This window comes from Planotetraspora mira (genome assembly GCF_016863275.1).
GTDB classification, from domain to species: Bacteria; Actinomycetota; Actinomycetes; order Streptosporangiales; family Streptosporangiaceae; genus Planotetraspora; species Planotetraspora mira.
Window position 1 is genome coordinate 19,696 of sequence record NZ_BOOO01000037.1, and the last position, 24,238, is coordinate 43,933.

The 24,238-nt window shown below is 68.5% G+C and carries 16 protein-coding genes and 4 pseudogenes; 10 read left to right on the forward strand and 10 right to left on the reverse strand.

What is annotated here, in order from left to right; genetic code table 11:
• Window positions 1-12: 12 nt before the first annotated feature.
• Window positions 13-1,356 carry a hypothetical protein gene (locus Pmi06nite_RS31210; protein WP_203956762.1) on the reverse strand — a complete coding sequence of 448 codons (1,344 nt, stop codon included), beginning with the start codon at window positions 1,354-1,356 and terminating at the stop codon, window positions 13-15.
• A 523-nt stretch (window positions 1,357-1,879) separates the two neighbouring features.
• Between Pmi06nite_RS31210 and Pmi06nite_RS42175 the strand changes: the two genes are divergently transcribed.
• A complete protein-coding gene (locus Pmi06nite_RS42175) occupies window positions 1,880-3,277 on the forward strand; it encodes a RusA family crossover junction endodeoxyribonuclease (RefSeq protein WP_239114328.1) in 1,398 nt (465 codons plus the stop codon).
• Between the two features lie 244 nt (window positions 3,278-3,521).
• Here Pmi06nite_RS42175 and Pmi06nite_RS42720 read toward each other — a convergent pair.
• Window positions 3,522-3,797, reverse strand: a pseudogene (locus Pmi06nite_RS42720) (ATP-binding domain-containing protein); the annotation flags it as partial.
• A 187-nt stretch (window positions 3,798-3,984) separates the two neighbouring features.
• A complete protein-coding gene (locus tag Pmi06nite_RS31220) occupies window positions 3,985-5,130 on the reverse strand; it encodes a tyrosine-type recombinase/integrase (protein WP_203956764.1) in 1,146 nt (381 codons plus the stop codon).
• A gap of 143 nt (window positions 5,131-5,273) precedes the next feature.
• Between Pmi06nite_RS31220 and Pmi06nite_RS31225 the strand changes: the two genes are divergently transcribed.
• Both Pmi06nite_RS31225 and Pmi06nite_RS31230 read left to right on the forward strand, forming a co-directional pair.
• Complete coding sequence (locus tag Pmi06nite_RS31225) at window positions 5,274-6,434, forward strand: coiled-coil domain-containing protein (RefSeq protein ID WP_203956765.1); 1,161 nt, start codon at window positions 5,274-5,276, stop codon at window positions 6,432-6,434.
• A 374-nt stretch (window positions 6,435-6,808) separates the two neighbouring features.
• Entirely contained in the window at window positions 6,809-7,489 is a 681-nt protein-coding gene (locus tag Pmi06nite_RS31230) for a YibE/F family protein (protein ID WP_239114329.1), read from the forward strand.
• A gap of 122 nt (window positions 7,490-7,611) precedes the next feature.
• On the opposite strand, the gene Pmi06nite_RS31235 is transcribed toward Pmi06nite_RS31230, so the two are convergent.
• Window positions 7,612-8,289 (reverse strand): TetR/AcrR family transcriptional regulator, encoded by a 678-nt coding sequence (locus Pmi06nite_RS31235; RefSeq protein WP_203956766.1) that lies wholly within the window; start codon window positions 8,287-8,289, stop codon window positions 7,612-7,614.
• A 402-nt stretch (window positions 8,290-8,691) separates the two neighbouring features.
• Between Pmi06nite_RS31235 and Pmi06nite_RS31240 the strand changes: the two genes are divergently transcribed.
• Window positions 8,692-9,543 carry an SDR family NAD(P)-dependent oxidoreductase gene (locus Pmi06nite_RS31240; protein WP_203956767.1) on the forward strand — a complete coding sequence of 284 codons (852 nt, stop codon included), beginning with the start codon at window positions 8,692-8,694 and terminating at the stop codon, window positions 9,541-9,543.
• Between the two features lie 12 nt (window positions 9,544-9,555).
• Here Pmi06nite_RS31240 and Pmi06nite_RS31245 read toward each other — a convergent pair whose 3' ends face one another.
• Window positions 9,556-9,909: a hypothetical protein gene (locus Pmi06nite_RS31245; RefSeq protein WP_203956768.1), complete on the reverse strand. Its 354-nt coding sequence runs from the start codon at window positions 9,907-9,909 to the stop codon at window positions 9,556-9,558.
• 111 nt (window positions 9,910-10,020) lie between these two features.
• On the opposite strand from Pmi06nite_RS31245, the gene Pmi06nite_RS31250 reads away from it, so the two are divergent.
• The 3 genes from Pmi06nite_RS31250 to Pmi06nite_RS31260 all read left to right on the forward strand — a co-directional run bounded on the left by Pmi06nite_RS31250 (window position 10,021) and on the right by Pmi06nite_RS31260 (window position 11,906).
• Window positions 10,021-10,746, forward strand: coding sequence for an IS630 family transposase (locus Pmi06nite_RS31250; protein WP_203956769.1), 726 nt, complete (start codon window positions 10,021-10,023; stop codon window positions 10,744-10,746).
• A gap of 3 nt (window positions 10,747-10,749) precedes the next feature.
• The gene (locus Pmi06nite_RS31255; protein WP_203956895.1) at window positions 10,750-11,046 is read left to right on the forward strand and encodes a transposase; all 297 of its coding nucleotides are present in this window, start codon (window positions 10,750-10,752) and stop codon (window positions 11,044-11,046) included.
• Between the two features lie 107 nt (window positions 11,047-11,153).
• The gene (locus Pmi06nite_RS31260) at window positions 11,154-11,906 is read left to right on the forward strand and encodes a glucose 1-dehydrogenase (RefSeq protein ID WP_203956770.1); all 753 of its coding nucleotides are present in this window, start codon (window positions 11,154-11,156) and stop codon (window positions 11,904-11,906) included.
• Window positions 11,907-12,104: 198 nt separating this feature from the next.
• Here Pmi06nite_RS31260 and Pmi06nite_RS31265 read toward each other — a convergent pair.
• The 4 genes and pseudogenes from Pmi06nite_RS31265 to Pmi06nite_RS42185 form a co-directional block, all read right to left on the reverse strand.
• A pseudogene (locus tag Pmi06nite_RS31265) lies at window positions 12,105-13,639 on the reverse strand (ISL3 family transposase).
• Window positions 13,640-13,720: 81 nt separating this feature from the next.
• Window positions 13,721-13,831: pseudogene (locus Pmi06nite_RS42725) on the reverse strand (transposase); the annotation flags it as partial.
• Window positions 13,832-13,868: 37 nt separating this feature from the next.
• A protein-coding gene (locus Pmi06nite_RS31275; RefSeq protein WP_203956772.1) for an IS5 family transposase occupies window positions 13,869-14,683 on the reverse strand; the annotation gives its coding sequence in 2 pieces (ribosomal slippage) (window positions 13,869-14,305 and window positions 14,305-14,683; 816 coding nt in all).
• A 331-nt stretch (window positions 14,684-15,014) separates the two neighbouring features.
• Window positions 15,015-15,764 carry a hypothetical protein gene (locus tag Pmi06nite_RS42185; RefSeq protein ID WP_239114340.1) on the reverse strand — a complete coding sequence of 250 codons (750 nt, stop codon included), beginning with the start codon at window positions 15,762-15,764 and terminating at the stop codon, window positions 15,015-15,017.
• On the opposite strand from Pmi06nite_RS42185, the pseudogene Pmi06nite_RS42730 reads away from it, so the two are divergent.
• The 3 genes and pseudogenes from Pmi06nite_RS42730 to Pmi06nite_RS31285 form a co-directional block, all read left to right on the forward strand.
• Window positions 15,696-15,920: pseudogene (locus tag Pmi06nite_RS42730) on the forward strand (S8 family serine peptidase); the annotation flags it as partial. The gene Pmi06nite_RS42185 and the pseudogene Pmi06nite_RS42730 sit on opposite strands and share 69 nt — an antisense overlap.
• A 50-nt stretch (window positions 15,921-15,970) precedes the next feature.
• A complete protein-coding gene (locus Pmi06nite_RS42195; RefSeq protein WP_275409619.1) occupies window positions 15,971-18,643 on the forward strand; it encodes an NIDO-like domain-containing protein in 2,673 nt (890 codons plus the stop codon).
• A 228-nt stretch (window positions 18,644-18,871) separates the two neighbouring features.
• Window positions 18,872-19,930, forward strand: a complete 1,059-nt coding sequence (locus Pmi06nite_RS31285) for a helix-turn-helix transcriptional regulator (RefSeq protein WP_203956773.1) — start codon at window positions 18,872-18,874, stop codon at window positions 19,928-19,930.
• Window positions 19,931-20,066: 136 nt separating this feature from the next.
• Here Pmi06nite_RS31285 and Pmi06nite_RS31290 read toward each other — a convergent pair whose 3' ends face one another.
• Entirely contained in the window at window positions 20,067-24,071 is a 4,005-nt protein-coding gene (locus Pmi06nite_RS31290; RefSeq protein WP_203956774.1) for a carboxypeptidase regulatory-like domain-containing protein, read from the reverse strand.
• Window positions 24,072-24,238 lie beyond the last annotated feature (167 nt).

A 24,238-nucleotide genomic window follows, 5' to 3' on the forward strand; every position in this document is an offset into this window, starting at 1 on the left:
AGGGTCGATTGATCAGGCCCAGATTTTTGCTTCCCTGGCAAAGCACGGCCATGGCCGGGTGCCGAAAGGGAACTCGCCACTGAGCGTCGCGGCGACCTGCCGACTCCAGGTGCGTAGATCGATCAGCTCTAGCATCAGCTCCGCGATCGCAGCGAAGTTCAGCGACGTCGACCAGAGCCGATTGCCAGACCGTGCGGCGACGCGCAACAACGGCTTCGAAGGGTTCTCCGTGCCGTCGAGGCGCTGCAACCAGGAAGCCTGGACACCGGCCTTGGCCAGCGCGTCGATAATCTTGTGCGGGTTCATACAGACGGCGAAGAACATGCCGTCGGCGATGAGGCTTGCGGCGACCTCGGCTGCGATCGGGTAAATCGCCCAGGGCGGGCGCACGAGGGTACGGCCGGCCTGGTCAATGCTCAGCAGAGTCAGCGTGTGCCCAGGGTCGTCGGCGCCGATGCGGCGGCGGACCCGGTCGAGTTCGGCGCTGAACCGGGCGCTGAACTGTTCGGCGGTGTACGTTCCGGCGGCGGTGAACTGACTGGCCGCCACGACCGCGCGTCCGGACGAGACAACGCCACCGGCGATCCCCGACCGCGCATGTGCCAAGCCGAGGACGACACGCAGACCCGCCAGGTCGGTGCGGTAGTCGATGGTGGTGCGTACCGGTACGTGACCGCTGGGCAACTCGCCCGCCTCGTCGGCGAGGACCTGCGACGTGTCGGCCAGCAGCCGCTCCTGGGCCGGCACCCGGTACCGCTGGTTGGTTTTGATCTCGCGGAGCCAGGCCCGGCCGTCACAGTGGAAGACGGTGACGTCGCCAACACGGATCACATTAGTCAGGTCGTGGTGCAGCACGAACTCACGGTTCTCGCGCCAGGCCGTCTCAATGACCTCCAGCTCTGCGGCTAGGCCTGCCTTGCCGTACATCGGGCCGGGGGCGTCGGCGCGCGACAGCGCCACGATGATGTTGCGCTGGTAACCGAAGACTTTCCAGGCAAGTGCGTCTGCGATCGACTTGAGCTGGCGCCAGATCCGCTCGTAGACGTCACTTTCAAATACCCAGGACTCTAGGTCGGTGCGGTCGTAGCCAGTGCCGAGCTCGGGCGCGTCGGCTGTGAGCGTGTGATGCTTACCCAGTCGTTTGATCTGCTGGCTGATCCTGGCACGGTGTTTCTCGGTGTCGAGGACCATGCTGCGGAGCCGGTCCTGGAAGTGGTACATATCCTCAGCCGAGCGGCAAGCGCGTAAGGCCCTGATCAGATCGATCAAGGCGCGCAGGGTCTGCTGGTGCGCCGGATGCGTCAGGATGGCGTCGATCTGTTCGCCGTCCGCACGATCCATCAACGTGGCGCGCACTGTATCTCCTGCACTGACGACCGGATGGGATTCCCATCCTCGATGTTGCTCACCGTATCGGCAAACGAGTCGCCGCTGCCGAGCCGCCGTCGACAGCGTGCTGTGCCGTCGAGCGTCCGGCGGCGCACTGCACCTCGGCGGCTACCTCGTCGACGGCTAGGAGAGCGTCCGTCGGCGACGGCCAGGCGGTTGGCGACCGTCGCGTTGCGGTATGCCCGATCCCTTCGCTGCTCTCGATTCCTGCACCCTTGGTCGGGGCGCCGCGACGGGCACACAACGGCATCCCGATCGTCACCCCAGACTCGTTCGCACGCATGATCACCCAACAAGGACGAACTAGTCCCAGGTCGAAGTAACAGCTGGAGGCTCCCCCCGTCCGCACGCTGGACGGGACTCCCCTGGCGCGGACGCGCATGATCGTGCTCGTATGCCTGTCGGGAGGGCAATGATGAAGTCCTGGTGGAACCTGCCCGACGACTTTTGGGTGATCCAGCGCAACGTCCGCTGGCAGCGCACGTTGCGCATGAGGATCGAAGGCGAGCCCGAACAGAAGGGACTGAGAGGGAGCAGGTCAGCCCTCGCGTTCCAGCAGCAAGTGGTTGAACAGATGATGGCCCTGAGCCGACGTCCCTTCACTGGGCCCGTCGCGCTGGATCTGCACTTCACCAGCAGGCGGAAGAACCCGCCCGCGATCCACAACGTCGCTAAGCACGTTCTCGATCTGCTGGATGACGCCGACCCGGCCGGCCGGCCACGCCGGCGGAGCGTCCTCTACAGGGACGACCGGCAGGTCAAGTTCTTGTACGTCGGCCTGGATCAGGCATGGAACCAAGAGGCGACCCGGGCCAAGCTCCCGTCATCCCTCCTTTCAGGCCCCTGGGACTCCATCGCCCCGCTCTCCGACGACGGAGAGCGCACCGACGTAGGGTCCCGCCCCATAACGGCCGATCTCCCTGCAGACCAGGATGGTTCGCGCCGCAGGGTCGCCGCTTCTGTGGTCCGCCACGGTCACACATATCTCATCGCCCGCCCGGGTCGGGACGTTGCCGCCGACCTCACCATCGCCAACAGGCTCAGGCGTGACGATGAGAACGAGGACGACGAGTCCAGCCCCTTCTGGTCTCCCAATCTGCCCGACGACGTCGAGGAAGAAGAATGGGGCAGCGTACCGGGAGGCTCCACGAACGCACCCCTATGGGGGTACATCGAACGGTCGAGCCGCTTCTATCGCCTCGCCGACCTCCAGAAGGCGGTGCTTCGCCAGATCGACGCGTCCCTCGCCCTCGGACTATGCATGTACCTGGACGGCGTCACCCGGGCACTGCCCACGAATGTGCCAGAGACGCACCGGAGCATCTCCGAAGAGCACCTCCGTGACGCGCGGACCATGAGCCGACGTCAACTGCTTGGACACCCTCTGACGCTTTCGCTGCCCGGGCTGCCTCGCAACAGCCGCGAAGGGAAGGAGTTCGAGAACGCGCTGCGCCGTCGGATGGAGGAGTTCAAGGAGCATCGCCCGCTGTTCGACCTCCTGCTTGTCCCGGTTAAGGTGACGTTCCTCGTCGTTCCTCCTGAGCAGGGCAAGGACCTGGACAACATCGCCTTGACGGTCCTGCCGATCGTGCATGAGGTACTCAAACCGCACGTCGAGCCTCACCTGCTGGCACCTACTCATCCCGACGGGCCTCCGCCATGGCGGGCGGAAGCGATGCGTCGACTGCGATCCCTCAACGTGAACAGCGTCACCGCGTACCAGGTGATTGAGCTGCCGCGGACCTCGCAGGACCCCCCGGAAGGCGTACTCCGTTTCGCGCTCGGCGCGGACTCGCGCCGCAGCTGGTGGGACCAGGTCGCCGACCACGTGGACAAGCGAATTGCCGACGCAGATGACCTGCATGACCGTGACCTCGGACACTGGTAGTCAGCGGGCTCAGGGAAGAGTCAACCAGCCATCGCCTATGGGGGGCACTGGGCGGGCCGGCCTCCCCGCAGCCGAGCAAGCGGCGGTACTCATCACTGTTCATGGCCACAACGTGCGGATCGTCAGGCGGCGACGGTGTCGTCCTGAAGGTTGTAGGTGAGCGTCTGGCGAGCCCTGTGTGCCGCCGTCGTCCGAGTTGCTGAACCGCCGTTTCCAGCGCTTGAAACTGGCCGACGAGAATCATGTGCGACTGGGCGCGATTGACAAGGGTGTAGAGAAGTCTGCGCCGAAGCATGATTCCGCCGAAGTCGACAACCAGCGGTGCCACGACGAAGGGGTACTCGCTGCCTTGGGAACGGTGCACGCTGATGGCGTACGCATGCGTGAGGTCGTCGAGTTCGTCGAAGTCGTAGGTCGCCGAGGCTCCGTCATCGATGATGATCTCCAGCCGCCGATCTTCCGAAAGGACTGCGGTGACCGTACCGGTTGGAGGACGAGGGCGATCGCCGAGTGCGTGCACGAACTCCCGGACGGGTCGTTCGCCTGCTGGCTATCGATTCATGGAAGATCGTGGTCAGCTCTTTCAGCCCGACGAGACGCGGCGCCACGGTCAGCAGGCGCCCGCCCGTCGGAGGTGAGCGGTTCGACCATCCCGTCGCTACGGAATGGCCAGCCAGTCCGCAGTGGTGCTAGCCACTACGGGGCGTTTACTGCGCGAGATCGCCATCGTGTGTGGCGACGAAGGAGACCAAGCGAGTCGCGGGGTGCCGGTCTAGGGAATACCGGGCTCGGTCGTAGGCGCGGGTGGTGCGGGGGTCGGCGTGGCCCATCGCGTCCTGAACGTCGCGCAGGGCAGCACCGGCGTCCAGCGACAGCGTGGCGAACGAGTGCCGCAGCGAGTGCGGGGTGAGCTCGGACCATGACGGAATGCCCGCCTGGCGGGCGATCCGGCGAATGAGCTTGGTGATCGCCCACCGGTCGAGGCGCCGGCCGCCGTGGTGCGGACCGGTCGGGCCCGTGACGAACAGCGGCCCGGCCAGTTGCTCGGTAGAAACGCCGGAGTTGGTGGCGCGGTCGGACAGGTAGCGGTCCAGCGCGTCCGCAATGGGCGGGGCGAGCGGGAGGGCCTGGCGCTTGCCGCCCTTGCGGGTCACGGTGAGGGTCCGCCAGCCGCGGTTGTGGCCCAGGTCGGCGGCATCGGCGTTGCAGACCTCGGAGACGCGGACGCCTTCGGTGAGCATGATGCCGAGCAGCGCGGCGGTGCGCAGCCGTACCGGCTGGTCGTCGGCCGCGGCCGCGGCGAGGAACCGGCCCGCCTCATCACGGGACAGGCTGACCGTGCGGGAGGCGTCGCGGTCCACTTTGGGCCGGTCGACCGCGGCGACCGGGTTGCGATCGCACGCCTCGTTGCTGATCAGGTAGCGGTACCAGGAGGACACTGCCGACAGCTTGCGGGCTGCGGTGCTGGCGGCGTACTCGGCGGCCAGGTCGGTCTTGTACAGGTCGACGTCGGCGCGGCGCACCGCCAGCGGGTTCAGCCGGCGCGCGGCACACCACGACAGCCAGCTGGTCAGGTCGGTGTGGTAGGCGGTGGCGGTGGCTGGGGACGGCCGGGACTCCAGCCAGATCGCGGTCAATCGGTGGACGCCGTAAGGGTCGGCGAGGTCCACCTCGCCCAGTGCGGGCAGGGCGGCGACCGCATCGGCGATCGATGCACGGCGCAGCTCGAGCAGCTGCTGCACGGGCGCGGCGTCTTTCCTGGCGGGCACGCCGCGGACAGTTGCGGGTAGCACCGCTCCCCCGGCGTCGGATGTCACCGGCTCGGGTGTCCCGCCCGCGGGTGTGTCCGTCATCGATCCTCCCCACGATCGCGCGATCTCGACCGTACACCATAACCGTGATTATGGGGCACGAAGACTGGAGCTTGATTTCGCGTTGAGCTCTCGCGAAAAGCTATTTCACAGAAGACTCGCGAAATCACTGCTACGGTCTGAGAGTGTCCGATGATCCGCCGAACGCCGAACTGCGCGGTCCATCAACCGCTCCCGCCGCGGCGGACCCCGAGCCCGAACCGGTCTGCGCGTTCTGCGGCGGCCCCATGCCGCAGCCGGCGCTCGATGAGCACGGTCAGCGCAAGGCCGGGCGGCCGGCGCGGTTCTGCCGCAAAGCATGTGCCGACGCCGCGTCCCGGGCGCGTCGCCAGCGACAGACCGCCACCATCTCCGCCCATCTCGCCGCGGTCACCCAGCTGAGCGACACTGCCCGCCCGGGCCTCAGCGAGCTCACCGCGGTGCTCGCCGAGCTGACCCAGCAGTTGGAGCAGGCGCAAAGCGGTGCGCTGGCGCAGATCGAGGCCGCCGAGGAGGAAGCCGCCGAAGCCCGCAACATCGCCGAGGCCGCCGAGCAGCGGGCCACACAGGCAGAGCGAGCCCGCCGCCAGGCGCTAGCGGCCGAGCGAGCCGCCCAACAAAAACGACTCGAGGCAGAGCGGCGGCTGGAGCATGCGCGCACCGATGCCGAACGGATCCGGACCGAAGCATGGCAGCAGGTGGCCGAGCACGAAGCGGCTCGCGGCCGCGCGGAGGCTGCCCGTGATGCCGCGCTTTCCGCGCGGGCTGAACTCACCGACCAGCGGGAAGCGGCCTACCAAACTCTTGAAGAGTTGCGTACGGCTCACGCGCTGCAGGCCGGCCAGCTCGAAACTCTGCGGCGCGCTTTTGAAGAGGCGCGCGCGGAGTACGCCACCCAAGCGAATCAACTGATGGTCGCCCAGCGTTCCCTTACCGAGGCTCGCGCCGAGAACTCGGTGCTACGTGAGCAAGCCGACGCCGCGCTGGTCCGAGCCCAAACTGCCGAGACCGCGCGGGACCAGGCGCGCGCCAGAACTGAGCGTGCCACCGCAGACAGCCGGAAAGAGATCCAGCGCCTGCGCGCCGACACCGAGCGTCAGCTGACCGTGCTCACCACAGCCCACCAGGCCGAAACAGCGGCGATCACGGCCAGAGCCGAAGACGCCCGCGAACGCGCCGAACGCGCCGAGGCGCAAGCCGACGCTGCCCAGCTGGAACGCCAGGGCCTGGCCCATCAACTCCACGACCTACGCGCCGGCCTTGGCATATCGTCGCGGCAGCCAGCGGGCCACCATAAGCCTGGGTGAGCTCACTTCCACTTGTTTGATCCAGCACGCAGGCACTTCCTCAGCTGACTACGCTGCCCAGCAAGCCAACCAGTCCGAGCATTCCCTGGCAGTAAAAGCGACACCGGAGGCATGTCGCCAGGCCGACTCCACGGAACTCGGTGAACATCAGTCCACCGTGCCCGCCGAAACTTCACCCGCCGATGTGGCCGCCCTGATTGCCCCCGCCGCCCACACCGACCACGGCCCACTGCACGCCCACACCGGCCACCAACGCCCGCGCCGCGCCACATGGCACACCTCCATAGGGCGACGGCTCCGACCATGGTCGCCCGACCGCCCGCGCTCGCAACGCGCACCGAGCCGGGGCTGGGTGGCTGCCAGCTTCTTGTTCGGTGCCGCAGTCCAGGCGGCCGAGGACGGCCGCAGGGCAGGAAGGCCAGCTCAAGGGGAGGGAGAGCATCCAACGGCGGGAACTAGCCGTGGTCGGCACCCTGACCAGTCTCAGCCTCACCGGCCTACTCTCCGCGGTGGCCATTGACGCCGTCCATCTCAGGGGCGTCACCGACGACAGCTCGTTCCTTCTGGACATGAGCTACAGCATCAACACCCAGGGCCTGCTGCTGGCCGGCATCATCATCGGCGCTCTTGGTGTGCTCGACGACGTCACCGTTACCCAGGCGGTCACCGTCGAGGAACTCGCCGTTGCCAACCCGGGCTACACCTTCAGACAGCTCTACCGTGCCGCCGGCCGAGTCGGCCGGGCCCACATCGCCTCGGTGATCAACACGATCATCCTCGCCTACTCCGGAGCCGCACTGCCGTTGCTGCTGCTGTTCAGCATCGGCGACCAAGATCTGGGTGACGTCCTGCGTAACCCAGTCCTCGCCCAAGAGATCGTGCGCGCTGTTGTCGGCACGCTGGGACTCATCGCGGCCGTCCCCATCACCACCGCCCTGGCCGCTCTGGCCGCCACCCGGCGAACCCCTCCAAGCGACCCGTCCGTCTCCGCACGCCATCGAAAGCACGTGAACTCCCTTCTCGACGCGGCCGCTCATTCTCATCCAGTGCCGTGACAACTGCCCGCTCGTCAGACCTTCGCCCTGTGGAGCCTTTCGTGAACATGCACGCGCTGCGCTCTCCCGCCGTACCGATGACGAACCCGATGATCGGCTCGGCTTCCTAGTGCTGCACCGCGTTAGTTCGTTGAGGGTGGGGTGAGTCTCCTGGACAGCAGCCCGAGGATCACAGTCTCGGACTGGTTGTACAGGGCTGGCGCGAAGTCGACCGTGGCGTGTCCCAGGTGCGGGTTGCTGCGGTACAGGGCGGCCACGGGCTCGGTCGGGTGGCTGACCTGCCACAGGGAGGACGCGAGCGCGCATACCGCCGTGACCAGGGCCCGCCCGTCCGCCTCGGTCAGTGACGGCAGCGCGGCGGTGGCAGCCTGGACGAACCGGTCGACCTGATCAAGCACGATGACTTTGAACTGCTGCACGGCCTCGGCGGACACACCGCGTTCGAGGTTCATCGGCGCGTGCCCCAGCAGATCGCAGAACAGGGGCCGCTGGGTGAGCGTGTCGGCGATGGCCCGGGCCACTCGGGACGGGTCGCCGGCCGACGAGTGGATCGCCGGCACGCACGCGTCCATCCAGTCCACCCACCCCACGGTGGCGAGTTCCAGGAAGACGGCCTCGCGGGTCTCGAAGTAGCGCAGCACAGCCGACTTGTGGAATCCGATGTCGTCCGCGATGTCGCTCATTGTGACGGTGCGGACACCTTTGGCGAGCGCCAGTTTGCGTGCCGCTGCGAGCATCTCGTCCCTGCGCTGCTGCTTCTGCTCGACGCTGCGGGCGCGCTGAAAGTCGGATGTCGCCATGTTCGGCATTTTAGCAACGACGTTGCGTAATTAACACAACACGGTTGTGGTGTATTTGGGGTGCGTTCGCCCTGGAGGCGGGCCGCGAGGTCGTCGCGCCACCGCGACAGCGCCGCGACTGGACGGGTTTGCGGACCCCCTGGAGTGGCCCCTGCTGAGGAGTTGGGGCTCGATGTCGTTGTGCCGGAGGTCCTCGATGATGGTCCGCGGCGCGGCAGCCGAGGCCGCAATCGGCCGGGGTCTTCGCCTCCGGCTCGACGCGGAGCCGGGGGGTGAACATGAAGTGCGGGGTGTGGGCTTCGGGCGACCGGGCCCCCGCGGGGGCGTTGGAGGCCGCACTCATGATCCAAAAAATAACACACCCGGGTTGCACTAATTGCGAAACCATGTTTTGCTATTCATATGGCTACTCAAACATGGTTCATCACCGGTTCGTCCCGCGGCTTCGGTCGCGCCCTCGCAGTCGCGGCCTTGGAAGCCGGCGACAACGTCGTCGCCACGGCGCGCAAGGTGGATCAGCAGGACGATCTCGTACAGCAGTACGGCGACCGCGTTCTCCCCGTCGCGCTTGACGTCACCGACCGGTCGGCCGCGGTAGCCGGCCTTGAGGCGGCGGTCGGTCGTTTCGGCAGGATCGACGTGGTGGTCAACAACGCCGGGTACGCCAACCTGTCGCCGGTGGAGACCACATCCGAAGACGACTTCCGGCAGCAGGTCGACACGAACTTCTGGGGCGTCTACAACGTCTCGACGGCCGCGCTCCCGATCCTCAAGACGCAGGGAGGAGGCACGGTCGTGCAGTTCTCCTCCATCGGCGGCCGGGTCGGCGGGTCACCTGGCCTTGGGGCCTATCAGGCGGCCAAGTTCGCAGTCGACGGCTTCACCCGCGTCCTCGCGACTGAGACCGCACCATTCGGCATCAAGTACCTCATTGTGGAACCGAGCGGGTTCGCGACCGATTGGGCCGGCGCGTCGATGCAGATCCCGGATCTCGGGCCCGAGTACAACCAGACCGTCGGCGAGATAGCCCGCCTGCTCAGCGGCCCGGCAGCCACCGCCGGAGACCCGAAGCGCGCCGGGGAGATCCTGGTCCGGATGGTCAAGCGGCAGAACCTGCCCTCGCATCTGCTTCTGGGGGCCGGTGCCGTCCAGTTGGCGCAGAGCTATTCGCAGAGTCAACTTGAGGAGGCGGCCGCGTGGGAGGCAGTGAGTCGATCGGCCGACTTCGATCAGGACTATCCGGTCGAACTCTAGTGCTGCACCGCGTTAGTTCGTGGAGGGTGGGGTGAGCCAAGCGGTGGGATCGTCAAGGTAGAGGCCGCAGGCACAATCGAAGGCTTCCTCGGGACTGCCGATAGGCAGGCCACTGGGCAGGATGTTGTCCTGGTAGCCGTCGCGGCTGGCAAGGTAGATCGCGAAGCCCCAGGTGTGCAGGACTCCGCCGAAGCGCAGGCGGCACAGCGGCAGCACCTCACCGCCGGACAAGACCCCGTCGGCGTAGGCGAACCCGGCCCGGTAACGCACCTCGACCCTGTCCAACTGCGGCCAGCGAGCGCGGGCGTGATCGTTCAGGCGCTGGCGCAGGTGGTGCTGCATCGACTCGGGCGGGTTCTTCGGCATGGCTCCCGTCGTGCCCTCTGACGCCCCCGGTCCGCCATGATTCCCCCTCGTTGGGCAGGGCGGTCAGAGAAGCGGGGCGAGCTCGTGCGGGCACAAGCGGTGCGGGTGAGGGTGGATGAGGGCACGCGTCGGCGACTGGAGCGGACCGTCGGCTCGGTCAAGGCCGAGGTGCGCGCGGTGGTCCGCGCCAAGATCGTGCTGGCCGCGGCGGCCCGGGCGTCGAACGAGACGATTGCCCGAACGGTAGGGGTGAGTGTCAATACCGTGCGCAAGTGGCGCGGCCGGTTCGCTGCCCAGGGTCTGAAGGGATTGAAGGATGCCCAGCGCTCGGGTCGGCCCTGCCTGCACGGGGCCGGGGTTCGCCTGGCGGTGGTGGCGACCGCGACCAGTGCCCCGCCCTTCCCGGAGTCGACCTGGTCGCATCGAACAATCGCCGCGCGCCTGCCCCCCACCGGGATCTCCGCCTCTCAGGTGGGGCGGATCCTGGCCGACTGTGATCTCAAGCCCCACCGGGTGCGTGGCTGGCTCACCCGGCGCCAGACTCCCGACTTCTGGGAGCGCGCCACCGACATCTGCCACCTCTACCTCAACCCGCCCGAGGGCGCGGTAGTGCTGTCGATCGATGAGAAGACCGCGATCGCGGCCCGCTCCCGCAAGCACCCGGGCCGGGCCGTACAGCCCGGCAGACCCGCCCACCAGGAGTTTGAATATGTCCGCCACGGCACCGTCTCCATCATCGCTGCGCTGAACGTGACCACTGGTGAGATCCTCCCGAGCCGATCGCCCGCAACACCTCGGCCACGTTTGTCGGCTTCCTGTAGATGCTCGACCGGCTGATCGATCCGAACCGCCAGATCCACATCGTGCTGGACAACGGTCTCCCATACCGCCAAGAACACCAGGGCATGGCTGGCCGAGCACCCGCGCTGGCACGTGCACTGGACCCCGCCGTACGCCTCGTGGCTGAACCAAGCGGAGATGTATTTCTCCGCTTTGACCCGTTGCGTCCTACGACACGGTGACTTCGCCGACCGCCATGACCTCATCGACAAACTCGACGCCTTCGCCATCGCACACAACACCACCGCCAAGCCCTACCGGTGGACCTACGACGGCACTCCGCTCAAGGCCGCGTGACCCTCAACGAATCAATGCGGTGCAGCACTAGATGCCAGGCCGGCAGCGCCCGCTGCTGACCACCTCCGAGCCACCCTCCATCCACAGCAAGAGAAGAGGACACACACATGAACCAGCAGTTCGCAGGGAAGTCGGCGCTCGTCACCGGAGGCGGGAGCGGCATCGGGCGGGCGTCTGCCCTCGCACTGGCCGCCGACGGGGCGCTGGTGACGGTCGCGGGCCGCACGGCCGAAGCCCTGAAGGAGACCGTCCGGCTGATCGAGGCCTCCGGCGGCTCGGGCCGCTACGTGGTGGCAGATATGACCGACGAGTCCCACATCGAGCAGGCCGTCCAGGCCGCGACCGCGGACACCGGACGCCTCGACCTCGCCTTGAACAACGCGGGCTACGACGGAGAATACCAACGCACCACGGACTACTCGACCGAGTTGCTCGACCACATGATCGCCGTCAACGTGCGTGGTGTGTTCCTGTCGATGAAGTACGAACTCCGGCGCATGATGGAGCAGGGGTCCGGCGCGATAGTGAACATGTCCTCCGCCGCAGGCATGGTGGGCGTTGCCGGCTTCTCCGGCTACACCTCCACCAAGGCCGCCGAGATCTCCATGACCAAGAGCTCGGCACTGGAGGTCGCGCCGCACGGCATCCGCATCAACGCCGTCTGCCCCGGACTGGTGGACACCCCGATGATCGCTTCACTGGACGAGGAGCAGCGGAAGTCGCTCAGCGCCTCCCACCCCCTCGGGCGGATCGCCCGCCCCGAGGAAATCGCCGACGCCGTCGTCTGGCTGTGCTCCGACAAGTCCAGCTTCGTCACCGGCATCGCGCTCCCCGTCGACGGCGGCTACACGCTGCCCTGAAGCCTGTCGTCACATTCCCCGCCTGCCTTGGAACGCCCCCGGCCACCGCCGGGAGGCGCCCCAAGCACGCGCTCCCGTTCGCCTGACACGTCGCTGAGGCACGTCTCATCCCGCCACAACAGACCACGGGCCGGGTCTGTACAGAGAACGGCTCTGTCGCAGATTCGGCTCTGTCTCTCTTTCGGTGGTAGCGGAGAGTTAGGCCAAGAGAATGCGGTGGCGGAGTAACGCGAAGCTGGCTCGGCCGTGCATCTGGCGCATGATGCGTTTGGTCTTGGTGTTGACGCCTTCGGTGCCGCCGTTGTGGAAGGGCAAGGTGACGGCCGCGTAGACGGCGTCGTGGTCGTTTTCGAGGCCGCGGATGAAGGCGTGCAGGTGAGGCAGATCGCAGGTCCGGGCGGTAGTGGTCCACGCATCAAGACGGTCGGCGTTGTCCTCGTGCGGCCGCAGCAGATCGGCGAAGGCGCGGACGAGCTCGGACAGGTCGATCATCTGCGGGCAGGCGGTGGTGAGGTCATCGAGCAAGCGGCGGTGCTCGTCTTAGAGGTTGTCGGGCCGGGTGAGCAGGAGCCGGGCGAGGCGGCGGGGTGAGATGGGCAGGCGGTCGGCTTCGACCCGGGCTTGGGTGATGTAGCGGTAGAGGAGGTTGAAGCTGCCCTGGTAGTCGAGGGCTTTGATCTCGTTGAACAGATGCAGGATGGGGACGGCGGGGTCGTCGGATCGGCGGCGCCTGAGGTGGTCGCGGTAGGGGTCGACGAGGGTGGGCCGGTATTGCGGGGCGCGTTGCAGGCGTTCGGGTTCGCCCACGCGGGCGTAGCGTTTGACGGTGTTGAGGGACACGTTCAGGCGGCGGGCGCATTCCAGCAGGCCGACGCCCTTGCCGAGTAGGTCGTGGACCTGGTGCCAGCGCTCGCGGGTGGTCTGCGCGCGCTTGCCGTCCTGCGGGGGCGGTCCGGCCTTGGCCCAGCAGGAACTGTGTCCGGCTACTTCTTTCCCGACGGCCTCGCCGAGGTTGTGCCACAGGTGCCAGCGGTCGGTGACCTGGACGGCGTCCGGCAGCGCGCGGCGCGCTGCTTCGGCGTAGGCGCCCGAGCCGTCCCGGCACACGACCTGCACCCCGGGATGAGCACGAAGCCAGGCCTCCAGGACATCGGCGGTGCGGCAGGTAAAACGTCAATGCGCTCCCGCGTTTGGGCGTCGATCAGCACGGTGGCGTAGCGGCGACGCCGGCGCAGCGCGAAGTCATCCACTCCGAGCACACGCGGCACCCGGGGCTGGGGCGACGGCCCGCGCAGCAGAAGGCGCAGCGCCGTGTGCCGGGACAGGCCAACTGCCAACGCGGATAAGGCGCGCACGCCGGCTCGTCCAGCCAGTTCGCGGACCACCGCACCGATCTGCGAGGTCAGACGGGGGGTGCGCCGCTGGTAACGCTCCAGCACACCGGGCAGCTGTTCACGGAAGGTCTGACGGCAGCCGCGGGTCGGGCAGACCAGGCGGCGAACCTCCTCCACCACCACCAGCACACGGCGTGCATCGACCGGGACATCGGCAACGGTCCGGTCGTGATAGCCATGCACCCGCGCTGTCTCAGCCCCGCACCCAGGGCAAGCGACCGACCCGTCCGGAGTTCGCGCCCGCACGCGGATCCGCTCGCCCTCGTCCACTACGTCGTTCACCACCAGCGGCGACAACCCCGAAAACACCACGCTCACAAGCTCGTCAAGATCAATCATGACTCACTGTGACGCAGCCGGACCTTTCGTCACCACCGAATCTGCGGCTCTGGCACGAATCCGGTGGTGACGGTCGGTGATCTAGGTGAGCAGGATGCGCTGGCGGAGCAGAGCGAAGCCGGCTCGGCCGTACATCTGGCGTTTGATGAGTTTGACCTTGGTGTTGGCGCCTTCCATCGGGCCGTTGCTATAAGAAGTCCTAACACAATGATCAGCGGGCGAGGCGTCGTCAGCAGATGATGGCGGCCGCGAGCGTCATGAAGGCCTCGTGCATGTCGTCGCGGATTTCCCAGCGGATGCGTAGGCGGCGGAACCAGTGGAGCAGGGCGATCGTCTGCTCGATGACCCAGCGGTGGGTGCCGAGCCCGGAGCCGTGCGGGGTGCCCCGGCGCGCAATGACGGGTTTCACTCCCTTGGCCCAGACCAGGCGGCGGTACTTGTCGTGGTCGTAGCCGCGGTCGGCGTACAGCACCTTGGGACGCTGACGAGGCCGGCCGCGTCGGCCGCGGACGGGCGGGATCGCATGGAGCAGCGGCATGAGCTGGGTGACGTCGTTGCGGTTGCCGCCGGTCAGGCTGACGGCCAGCGGGATGCCGTTGCCATCGGCGATCACATGATGCTTGGAGCCCCTCTTGCCGCGGTCGACCGGGCTCGGACCCGTTTTGGGCCGCCTTTGAGCGCCCTGACGTGGGAGCTGTCGATCACCGCCTTGGACCAGTCGAGCTTGTCAGCGGCGTGAAGTTCGCCCAGCAGCAATTGGTGCAGCCGTTCCCACACACCGGCGTGATGCCAGTCCCGCAACCGCCGCCAGCAGGTCATACCTGAGCCGAAGCCCAACTCCTGCGGCAGGAACTCCCACGGGATCGCCGTGTAGAGCACGAACAAGATCCCGCACAGAGCCTTCCGGTCATCCAGCCGTTTGCGCCCGGGGTAACGCTGCCGCCGTTCCACCGTCGGCAGGAGCGGCTCGATCCGTTCCCACAAGCCGTCCGACACGATCCACGGCGGCTGCTCACCCTTCCTCACACGAAGATCAACGATCATCAGGCCCGGCGGGTTACGCGGAAGATCATTTTGTTAGGGGTTCTTAGGCCGAGCTGGTGGCCCCGGCGGCTTGATAGGGATCATGCCGAGCTGACACGGAGTCAGCACGTTGTCAAGTCATGTACGGCCGCCTGGCGAATTCCGCAGTTGGCGTAGACACGCCACGCAAAGCGAGACGCGACGGACTTCGACCCTCCCGCTGCCGTGCCGTACGGGGAAATCGGCAGGTCATCGGCCCCGCTTCCGGCGGCCAGCCTGCGAAGGCATTCGCCCGGAATGTCGAGCCGATTGTTAAATCTTCCGACACCGGCCAGTCGGACTCTTGAAAGGTTCACATGATCGATTCACCATTCTCCGCGTGGGCTGTAAAGATCACGTAAGGTCCACTTCGCTTTCCCCGGCGGGAGACCCCCGCCTGCGTGAAGGAGATCGTGTGTCCAGCACCTCGCGTCACTGGCGAGCGGCCCTGGTAGGGACCGTAGCCACCCTCGCACTCCTCATCCCCCAAGGCGCGGCGTACAGCGCGACCGCGGCAGCACCCGAGCCGACCAAGATCGACAAAACCGTCAAAGCAGACCTGGCCAAGGACGACAAGGCCACCTTCTGGGTGCGTCTGAAGGGCGCCGCCGACCTCAGCGCGGCCCGCACGGCGAAGACCAAGACCGAGAAGGCCGAGCAGGTCTTCAAGGCCAAGACCGAGAAGGCCACGTCGTCGCAGGCGAACCTGCGCAAGCTCCTCAACGCCCAGCACGCCGACTTCGCCTCGTTCTGGATCGTCAACGCCGTCAAGGTGACGGGCAACGCCAAGCTGGCAGCCGAGATCGCGAAGCTGCCCGAAGTCGAGCAGATCGCACCCGACCAGGTCGTCAGGCTGCCCACCCCGCTGCCGGGCAAGCCCGTCGCGACGGTCAACTCGGTCGAGTGGAACATCGACCGCATCAACGCCCCTCGCGTATGGGACGAACTCGGCGACCGCGGTGAAGGCGTCGTCGTCGCCAACATCGACACGGGCGTGCAGTTCGACCACCCCGCGCTGGCCGCCCAATATCGCGGCAAGAACGCCGACGGCAGCGTCGACCACAACTACAACTGGTTCGACCCGGCGGGAGTGTGCGCGAACGACGCGCCATGTGACAACGTCGGCCACGGCACCCACACCATGGGCACCATGGTCGGCGGCGACGGCGGCGCCAACAACATCGGCGTGGCTCCCGGCGCCAAGTGGATCGCCGCCAAGGGCTGCGAGAGCACCAGCTGCTCCACCGCCTCGCTGCTCGCCACCGGGCAGTGGGTCATCGCACCCACCGACCTGAACGGCCAGAACCCCCCCCCGACCTGGCCCCCGACATCGTCAACAACTCCTGGGGCGGAGCCCCGGGCATCGACCCCTGGTACAAGGAGACCGTCCAGGCGTGGGTCGACGCCGGAATCTTCCCCGCCTTCGCCAACGGCAACTGGGGCCCGGGCTGCGCCACCACCGCCTCCCCCGGCGGGTACGCCGACGCCTACAGCGCCGGAGCGTTCGACTCCAACAACACGATCGCGGACTTCTCCTCCCGCGGCGCCGGTGAGAACGGCGAGATCAAGCCCAACCTCGCCGCGCCCGGGGTCGACGTGCGCTCGTCCGTGCCCGGCAACGGATACGCCCCCAACTCCGGCACCTCGATGGCCACCCCCCACCTCGCCGCGACCGTGGCGCTGATGTGGTCGGCCTCTCCCGCGCTGAAGAACGACGTGGCCTCCACGCGGGAGCTCCTCGACCAGACCGCGATCGACGTCGACGACACCAGTTGCGGCGGCACCGCGGCCGACAACTACATCTGGGGCGAGGGCAGGCTCGACGCCTACGCCGCGGTCCAGGCGGCTCCCGTCGGAGCGCTCGGCGCCCTGACCGGCTCCGTCACCTCGGGCGGCTCGCCGCTCGCCGGCGCGAGCGTCAGCGTCACCGGCCCCCTGAAGCGTACGGTCACCACCGGCCAGGACGGGGCGTACTCGCTGCCCCGCCTGGAAGAGGGCGACTATGACGTCACCGTCAAGAAGTTCGGGTACGGCACCGTCACCGACACGGTCACCGTCGTGGCCGATGAAACGGTCACCAAGAACCTATCCCTGACGCAGCAGCCCTCCGGGACGGTCTCCGGAACGGTCACCGCCGCGGGCGTGCCCGAGGCGGGCGCCACGGTGACCGCGGCGGGCACCCCGGTCAGCGCCGTCACCGACGCCGCCGGCCGATACCAGCTCACGCTGCCGTATGAGACCTATGACCTGAAGGCCACGCCGTCCTCCCGATGCGCGGACGCCCTCACTGTCCCGATCACGGTGAAGGGCGACCTGACCAAGGACGTCGAGCTGCCGCGCCGCACCGACTCCTTCGGCTACACCTGCACCAGCGGCACCGAGGCGTACGTCGCCGGCACCACGAAGCAGCCTCTCACGAGCGACGACGCGGGCCAGGTGATCACGCTGCCGTTCTCCTTCCCGTTCTACGGCACGTCCTACACCAGCGGCACGATCAGCACCAACGGGTTCGTGACCTTCGGCTCCACCGACATCTCCCAGAACAACGGCTCGCTGCCCTCCGGCGCCACGCCCAACGGGGCGGTCTACGCGTACTGGGACGACCTGCTGCTGGACTCCCAGTCCGGTGTCTACACCGCCACAATCGGAACCGCGCCGAAGCGTACGTTCGTGGTCGAATGGCGTGACGCCCGCTTCTACGACGACGTGAACCAGCGGATCTCGTTCTCGGTGCTCCTCGGCGAGGACGGCACCATCAGCTACCGCTACAAGGGCATCACCAACGAGCACGCCGCAGGCAACAGCGCCACCATCGGCATCGAGAACGCCGACGGCACCGACGCCTTCGAGTACTCCCAGGACAGCGCCGCCCTCACCGAGGGTCAGAGCCTGACCTTCGCCGCGAGCCGGCACGGCCTGCTGGGCGGCACCGTCACCGACGCCAACGACGGCGAGCCGCTGGCGGGCGCGACGGTGAAGGTGGGCGACGTCGCCACCTTCACCACCGGTGACGACGGCACCTTCTCCGGGCAGGTCCTCGGCGGTGACTACCAGGTCGAGGTCTCCAAAGAGAACTACGGCACCTTCACCCAGGAGGTCACCGTCACCGCCGGAGAACCGACCCGGGTCGACACGGCCCTGATCACCGGCCGCGTCACCGCTTCGGTCGGCGAGCTGACCGTGGTGGAACCCGCCGACTCCACCAGGAAGCGCACGTTCGACCTGTCCAACCTCGGCACCGCCACCGACTACACCGTCGTGACGGATCCCGCCGACAGCTGGCTGAGCGTCACCCCGGCGAGCGGGCAGCTGGCAGCGGGCAAGTCGGTGACGTTGCAGGTCACGGCATCCAGCTCGGGGGTACAGCCGGGAACCGTTCGCACCGGCAAGCTGGTGGTGCGCTCGGCGAGCGGCCGCAACCCGCAACTGGAGATCGCCGTGTCGGTCGTGGTGCCCAAGCGTCAGATCGCCATCGAGGCGGGCGGCACCAAGAACGTCGTGGACGCCGCCGGTGACACCTGGGTCGCCGACCGGAAGTACACCACCGGCGGATACGGCTACGTGGGCACCGACAAGACGTACACGGCCAGTAAGACGGTCGCCGGCACCACCGAGCAGTCGCTGTTCAAGACCGCCCGCGAGGCGCTGCTGGAGTACCGGTACGACAACGTGCCCAACGGCACCTACACCATCGAACTCGGCTTCGCCGAGACCCGGAACAAGCGCCCGGGCCAGCGGGTCTTCGACGTCATCGCCGAAGGCGAGCTCGCCATCCCGGCGCTCGACCTCGCCCTGGAGGCCGGCGCGAACACGGCGGTCAACCGCCAGTACACGGTGAGGGTCACCGACGGCCAGCTCAACGTCCGGTTCGCCGAGCGGTCCGGCGACACCATCGTCAACGTCATCCGAATCTCCGAGCGCCCCGACAAGGCCACGCCGTAGGAGCGGCCTGAACCTTTCCCGCCGGCCCGTCCCGCTCAGCGGGGCGGGCCGGCGGCCTCTCATCGTGGGCTGAGCGCCGCTCCCGCGTGCCCCGGACGTGGGGCCGCGATACCGGCCGGTCCGTGGCCTCCTCTACGATCCAGCCTTACCGGCGGGAACCGTCAGCGACGGCGACCGCTGGACGGGTGCGCGAAGTGTCCCGGCGAGATGTCTCAGGGAGGCGTCAGGGTGCTCGAGGTTCTGGGGATCGACCACTGGGGTGAGGAGGCGTACCTCGCGCTCGTCGAAGGTGCGTCGCTCACCGTCGACGAGCTTGCGAGTGTGACGACCGTCGACCGGGACATGCTCACGGGGGTTCTGCAACGGCTCGAAGATCGAGGGCTGGTCTGCCGGGTGCCCGGCCAGCCGGTGCACTACGCCGCGCTGCCGCCGGACAGCGCGATCGAGGTGCTGCTGCTGGCACGGGAGCGTGACGTCAAGCGGGTCAGGGCGCTGGCGCATCACCTCGGCGAGCGGCACCGCGCCAGAGCCGGGCGTGACGCCGCCGAGCTGATCGAGGTGGTCTCCGGGCCGGACGGCGTGGCGCGGTGTGGCCAGCAACTTCTCCGCCGGGCGAAGACGGCGATCCGCGGCATCGATGCGCCGCCGTACGCCAGGGCGATCGACGGGGAGATGATCTCCTCCAGCGCGAACGTGCTGGAGGACGGCGTCCGCAGGCGTTTCATCCACGAACGCGACACGTTCCGGATGGCGGGGCAGACGCAGAAGATCGAGCAGAGCGTGGCCTCGGGAGAGGAGGTGCGGATCCTCGCCAACGTGCCGATGAAGATGATCCTCTCCGACGAGGACCTCGGGCTGATCCCCCTGCGGGCGACACCCCGGGTGCTCGACTCGTGCATCCTGGTCCATCCGTGCTCGTTGCTGGACGCGCTGTCAACGCTGTTCGAGATGTTGTGGCGCCAGGCGCTGCCGTTCGTGGCCGGGCAGGCCGCCGTCGACGAGGCCGCCACACCTGCCGCGCCGCTCCCCGGCATCACGGGCCTCACCGGAGTCGTGCGGAAACCCGGGGAGGGTGAGACACCGCTCACCGAGGAGGAGCGCAGGATCGTCTCCCTCCTCGCGCTCGGCCTTCCGGACGAGGCGATCGCCCGCCAACTGGACATGGGCCACCGCACCGTGCAGCGCCGCATCCACGCGCTCATGGTCCGGCTCGGGGCGACCAGCCGGTTCCAGGCCGGCGTCCTCGCCGCCCGGCGTGGCTGGTGGGAACCGGACCCGCGCCACTGACCGGCGATTCTGGCACGCGGCCCCGGAAAGGGCGACCGGCCGGAGACGATGCTCCGGCCGGCCACCGAGATCGGACGCGCTCAGGTCAGGACCCAGGGAACTGCGTGAAGTCCCGGACCGTCCCGTTCAGATGCCCTCATGACCTGGGCGGTTTCACCCGCATCGTCACCGGCACGACCTGCGACCCGTACGGAGTGTCGCTCTCGATGGTCACCGCGGCCGAGTAGTCCGTGAGCATCGAGGTGGTGCGGGGGTCGGCGTCGAGCGTCACCCTGACCGTGGTGCTCCGGCCCGGCCCCAGCCTGGTCGTGCCGGCCCGGGCCGACATCCACGACACGTCGGCGTACGGCCGGTCGTATCCGGACAGCCGCTCCACACCGGCCGTCGGCTGCCCGGTGGTGGGATCGGTGCCGCCGATCAGGTAGAACCCGGGTGCGCCCACCGCACCGGAGACGGTCACGTCGGCGTTGGGCAGCGGGCTCCACGCGTCGGCCGCGGGGTCGTAGGCGTACCCCTCGTTCGTGGCCGCGCCGAGGCCGTAGCTGTAACCGGTGGAGACGAGAAGCCGTCCGTTGGCCACCGCGTAGGCCGAGTCCATCAGGTCCAGCGGCATGTCCGCGATGCGGGACCACGCGTTCTTGGCCGGGTCGTAGGCGTAGCCGGCGGTCGTCGCGACGCCGCCCGCGCAGTAGACCTTGCCGTCGATCCCGCCGCACGACAGGTAGGCGGTGCCCGCGGGGTACGGCGCCGCCTTGCTCCACTTGTCGGCCGCGGGGTCGTAGACCGTCACGGTGTTGTTGGCACACTGCTCGGACCCGTAGTCACCCTGGCGGCAGCCGCCGACGAGGTACAGCTTGCCGTCGAGTGCTGCCACGCCGGAGTAGCCGTACGGATCCGGGTTGGGCGCGAGGGTCTGCCAGCGGTCGGTCTTCGGGTTATAGGCCTCCGTGGCGGGGACGGTGCCGCCCATGCTGTCGCGGCCGGACGTGACATAGAAGCGGCCGTCGATGAAGGCTCCGGCGGCCGCCCACCGTCGGTACCAGGGGCTGGTCAGCGTGGTCCACGAACCGGTCTTCTGGTCGTAGGAGGCGAAGGAGTTGGAGAACGTCGTGCCCTCCGCCGCGTTGCCGAGCCCGGCGTAGAGTTTCCCTTCGTAGACGCCCGCGACCATTCCCGTGCCCTGTTTCGGCAGGTCGGCGACCGGGCGCCAGGCGGTTCCCGCCGGGTGGGCGCGACCGGATCCCGGTACGGCGGGGCCGGTGCCGCCCCTGACGGTTGCCTGCGTGGCCGGGACCTTCACCCGGTTCGCCGCGGCGCCCGTCGCCGCCGCCGTCTCCGCCGGAGTGACGCCGGGCCGCTCGCCGAGCGTGAACGTGGCCGTTCCCGTGCCGGTGTTGCGGACGGTGAAGCCGACCGTGCGCCTGCTCCCCCAGGTGACCGAGGTGTCCACGGACGCCGGGGTGGCCGTGAGGCGGCCCGTCTCCAGCGCGAAGTCGGCACGGGTGGCTCCGCTGGAGACCTTCACCTGCCTGGTCAGAGCCGGGTAGTGGAAGGCCGCCTTCTCGGCAGTGATCTTCTGTTTCCCGGTCTTCGGCGAGAACAGCCAGTACAGGCCGTCGCCGAGGGCGGGGTCGTCCGGAGTCGCCACGCTGATCGCCCTAGACGCGGCGGAACCCGCGGCCCCGGAATGTCCGGCCCGGGAATCCGCCGCCGACACCGTGGCGCCAACCACTCCCCCTCCGGTGTTCGCGTCGGTCACCTGGCCGACGACCAGCCCGCCGGGTGTGGGCCCGAACGTGCGGGTGCCCACGGCGACCTTGTCGATCTCCCACACGTTGCCGAGGCCGCCCGCGTAGTGGAAGCGCAGCCGGACGCCGGACCGGCCCGCGAAGGCCGCGAGAGGGACCGACACGTGCGCGGGGCCGCTCATGCTGTCGGGCGCGGTCCACACGGTGGTCCAGGTGGCGCCGCCGTCGGTGCTGACGTCGACGTCGGCCTTCGGGGTGTTGAGGCGCTGGAAGGGCGGGAAGTGGGTCTCGAATTCGACGACCGGGTTCTCCTCCTTCGACAGGTCGTAGGACGGGCTGCGCAGTTCGGTGTCGACCTCGGCCCAGCCGAGATGGAAGTCGTCGACGATCGCGAAGCCGCCCCCGCCGCCGGTCTGGTTGCCCCGGCCGAGCGGGTCGTCGAACTGCCAGCCGCCGTTGTCGTTGTTGTTCCGCACGGTCCAGCCCGTGGGAGTGGAGCGGTCGTCGAAGGCCTGCACGCCTCCGCCGCGGTAGGCCAGCGTGTAGCCCGGCGCCGCCGCCTTCTGCGTGTCCACGGGAACCGCGATGTTCGCCGTCACCGGGCTCGTTCCGAGCCGCACCGTCTCCGTCGCGGGCAGGTAGCCGGGGTAGCCGGCCGTCACAGTGAGCGTGTAGTCGGTGCCCTGCGGAAGCTTCAGGTGGTAGGCGCCGGTCGCCGGGTCGGTGTGCACCGGTGCGCCGGGCACGCCCTCGACGCTGATCTGGGCGTACATGGGCCACCCGTGCCCGCCGCCGTCGGTCACGACGCCGGAGACGGCCTGCGAGGGGAGCGGTTCGAGCGCGACGTCACGGGTGACGGTGGCCCCGTCCTCCAGCGTGGTCGTCGTGACGGCCGCCTGCTTGTAGCCGTACGCGCTGACCGTGCCCGTGTAGCCGCCGGCCGGGATCGACAGGCGGTAGCCGCCGTCCGTTCCCGATGTCGCGTGGAACGCCCCGAACGTGATGAGGGCCCCGGCGATGGGGGCCTTCGTCGATTTGTCGGTCACCGTGCCGGCGATCGTCCCGTGGGGGCCGCCGCGGAAGGAGGCCGCTCCGTTGGGGGTGCCGAGTCCGGTCGGCCCGTCGTACGCCGGTGCCGCCACGCACAGGTACGCGGGGTCGCACGACGGTGTGGCGCCGAAGCCGCACAGCCCCGGCGAGCAACTGGCGTTGTCGCCCTTGACGACGTCGTTCAGCCCGCCCGGGTTGGCGTAGGCGTAGGAGTTCACGTCGGTGTCCTGCACCGGAGTGCCCGCGATCGCGTAGACGCCGGCGATGATGGGCGAGGACGCGCTGGTGCCGCCGTAGACGCTCCAGCCGGTGTCGGAGTAGCTGTTGTACACCGCCACGCCGGTGACCGGGTCGGCCACCGCCGACACGTCGGCGACGGTACGGCCGGCGCAGCCCCGGTCGGACTGGAAGCCGGGCTTCGCGCCGTACACGGAGCAGCCCGAGCCGGGCGCGCCCCACCGGTCGGCTCCCGAGGAGGTCCAGGTGGAGTTCCAGACCGTCTCCGACCAGCCGCGTGCGCTGGAGTCGCGCACCAGCGACGTGCCGCCCACGGCCGTCACGTACGGCGACGCCGCCGGATAGGAGACGCCGTAGCCGTAGTCGCCCGAAGAGGCGACGATCGCCACTCCCGGATGGTTGTAGTGCACGTCCAGGGTCGCGTCATCGGGGTATTCGCGGTCGGTTCCGTAGGAGTTGGACACGAACTTGGCGCCCATCGCCACGGCCTGGTCGACCGCGGCTCCGAGGTCGTCGGGATAGTTCGAGTCGGCCTCGACGAGCAGGAGGTTCGCGCGCGGCGCGACGGCGGAGACCATGTCGAGGTCGAGCGCGATCTCACCGGCCCATCCGCCGTCCGGCACCGGGTAGTCGGTGCCACCTCGCTGGTCGACCTTCCGGAAGCAGCCGCTCTCGGACGTGCAGGCTGGCAGACCGTACTGTGCCCGGTAGATCGCCAGGTCGGCCTCGGCGGTCGGCGCGTCGAAGGCGTCGACGATCGCGATGGTCTGGCCGGCGCCGCCGTCGGCGGGCAGGTGGTAGGCGTCGATCAGGTCGGCAGGGCCATACCCGTCAGGCGCGACCACCGCGCTCACCCGCTTCTCCGGCTGCCCGGCCGGGCTGGGACGGCGCAGCGCGAAGCAGCTGAACCTGCCCTCGGCCGGCGCCTCGCATAACGGCTGGGCCTGTTCCGCGGCGCTCGGGGACGCACTCGGGGTGGTGTCGATCGTCGGCGTCGCGGCGAACGATGGAGCCGGTCCGAGGGTCAGTGCGGCGAGTACGACGGTGACGAGGAGGGCGACGCGACGGCCGCCGTTACGTGCCCGCGGCCGTGGCCGAGGTGGCAATCCTCTCCAGGTACGCAAAGGTTCTGCTCCTGCTCTCCGGGGGGTTCCGCCAGGCAGACGCCGGCGGCGAGATCCGAGGATCTTCGCTCCGAAAATCGGGCATCAGAGACAATTGCGTCAAGATCATACGGCGGCGTGATAGTGCCGTGACGCGTTCACGCCAAGCG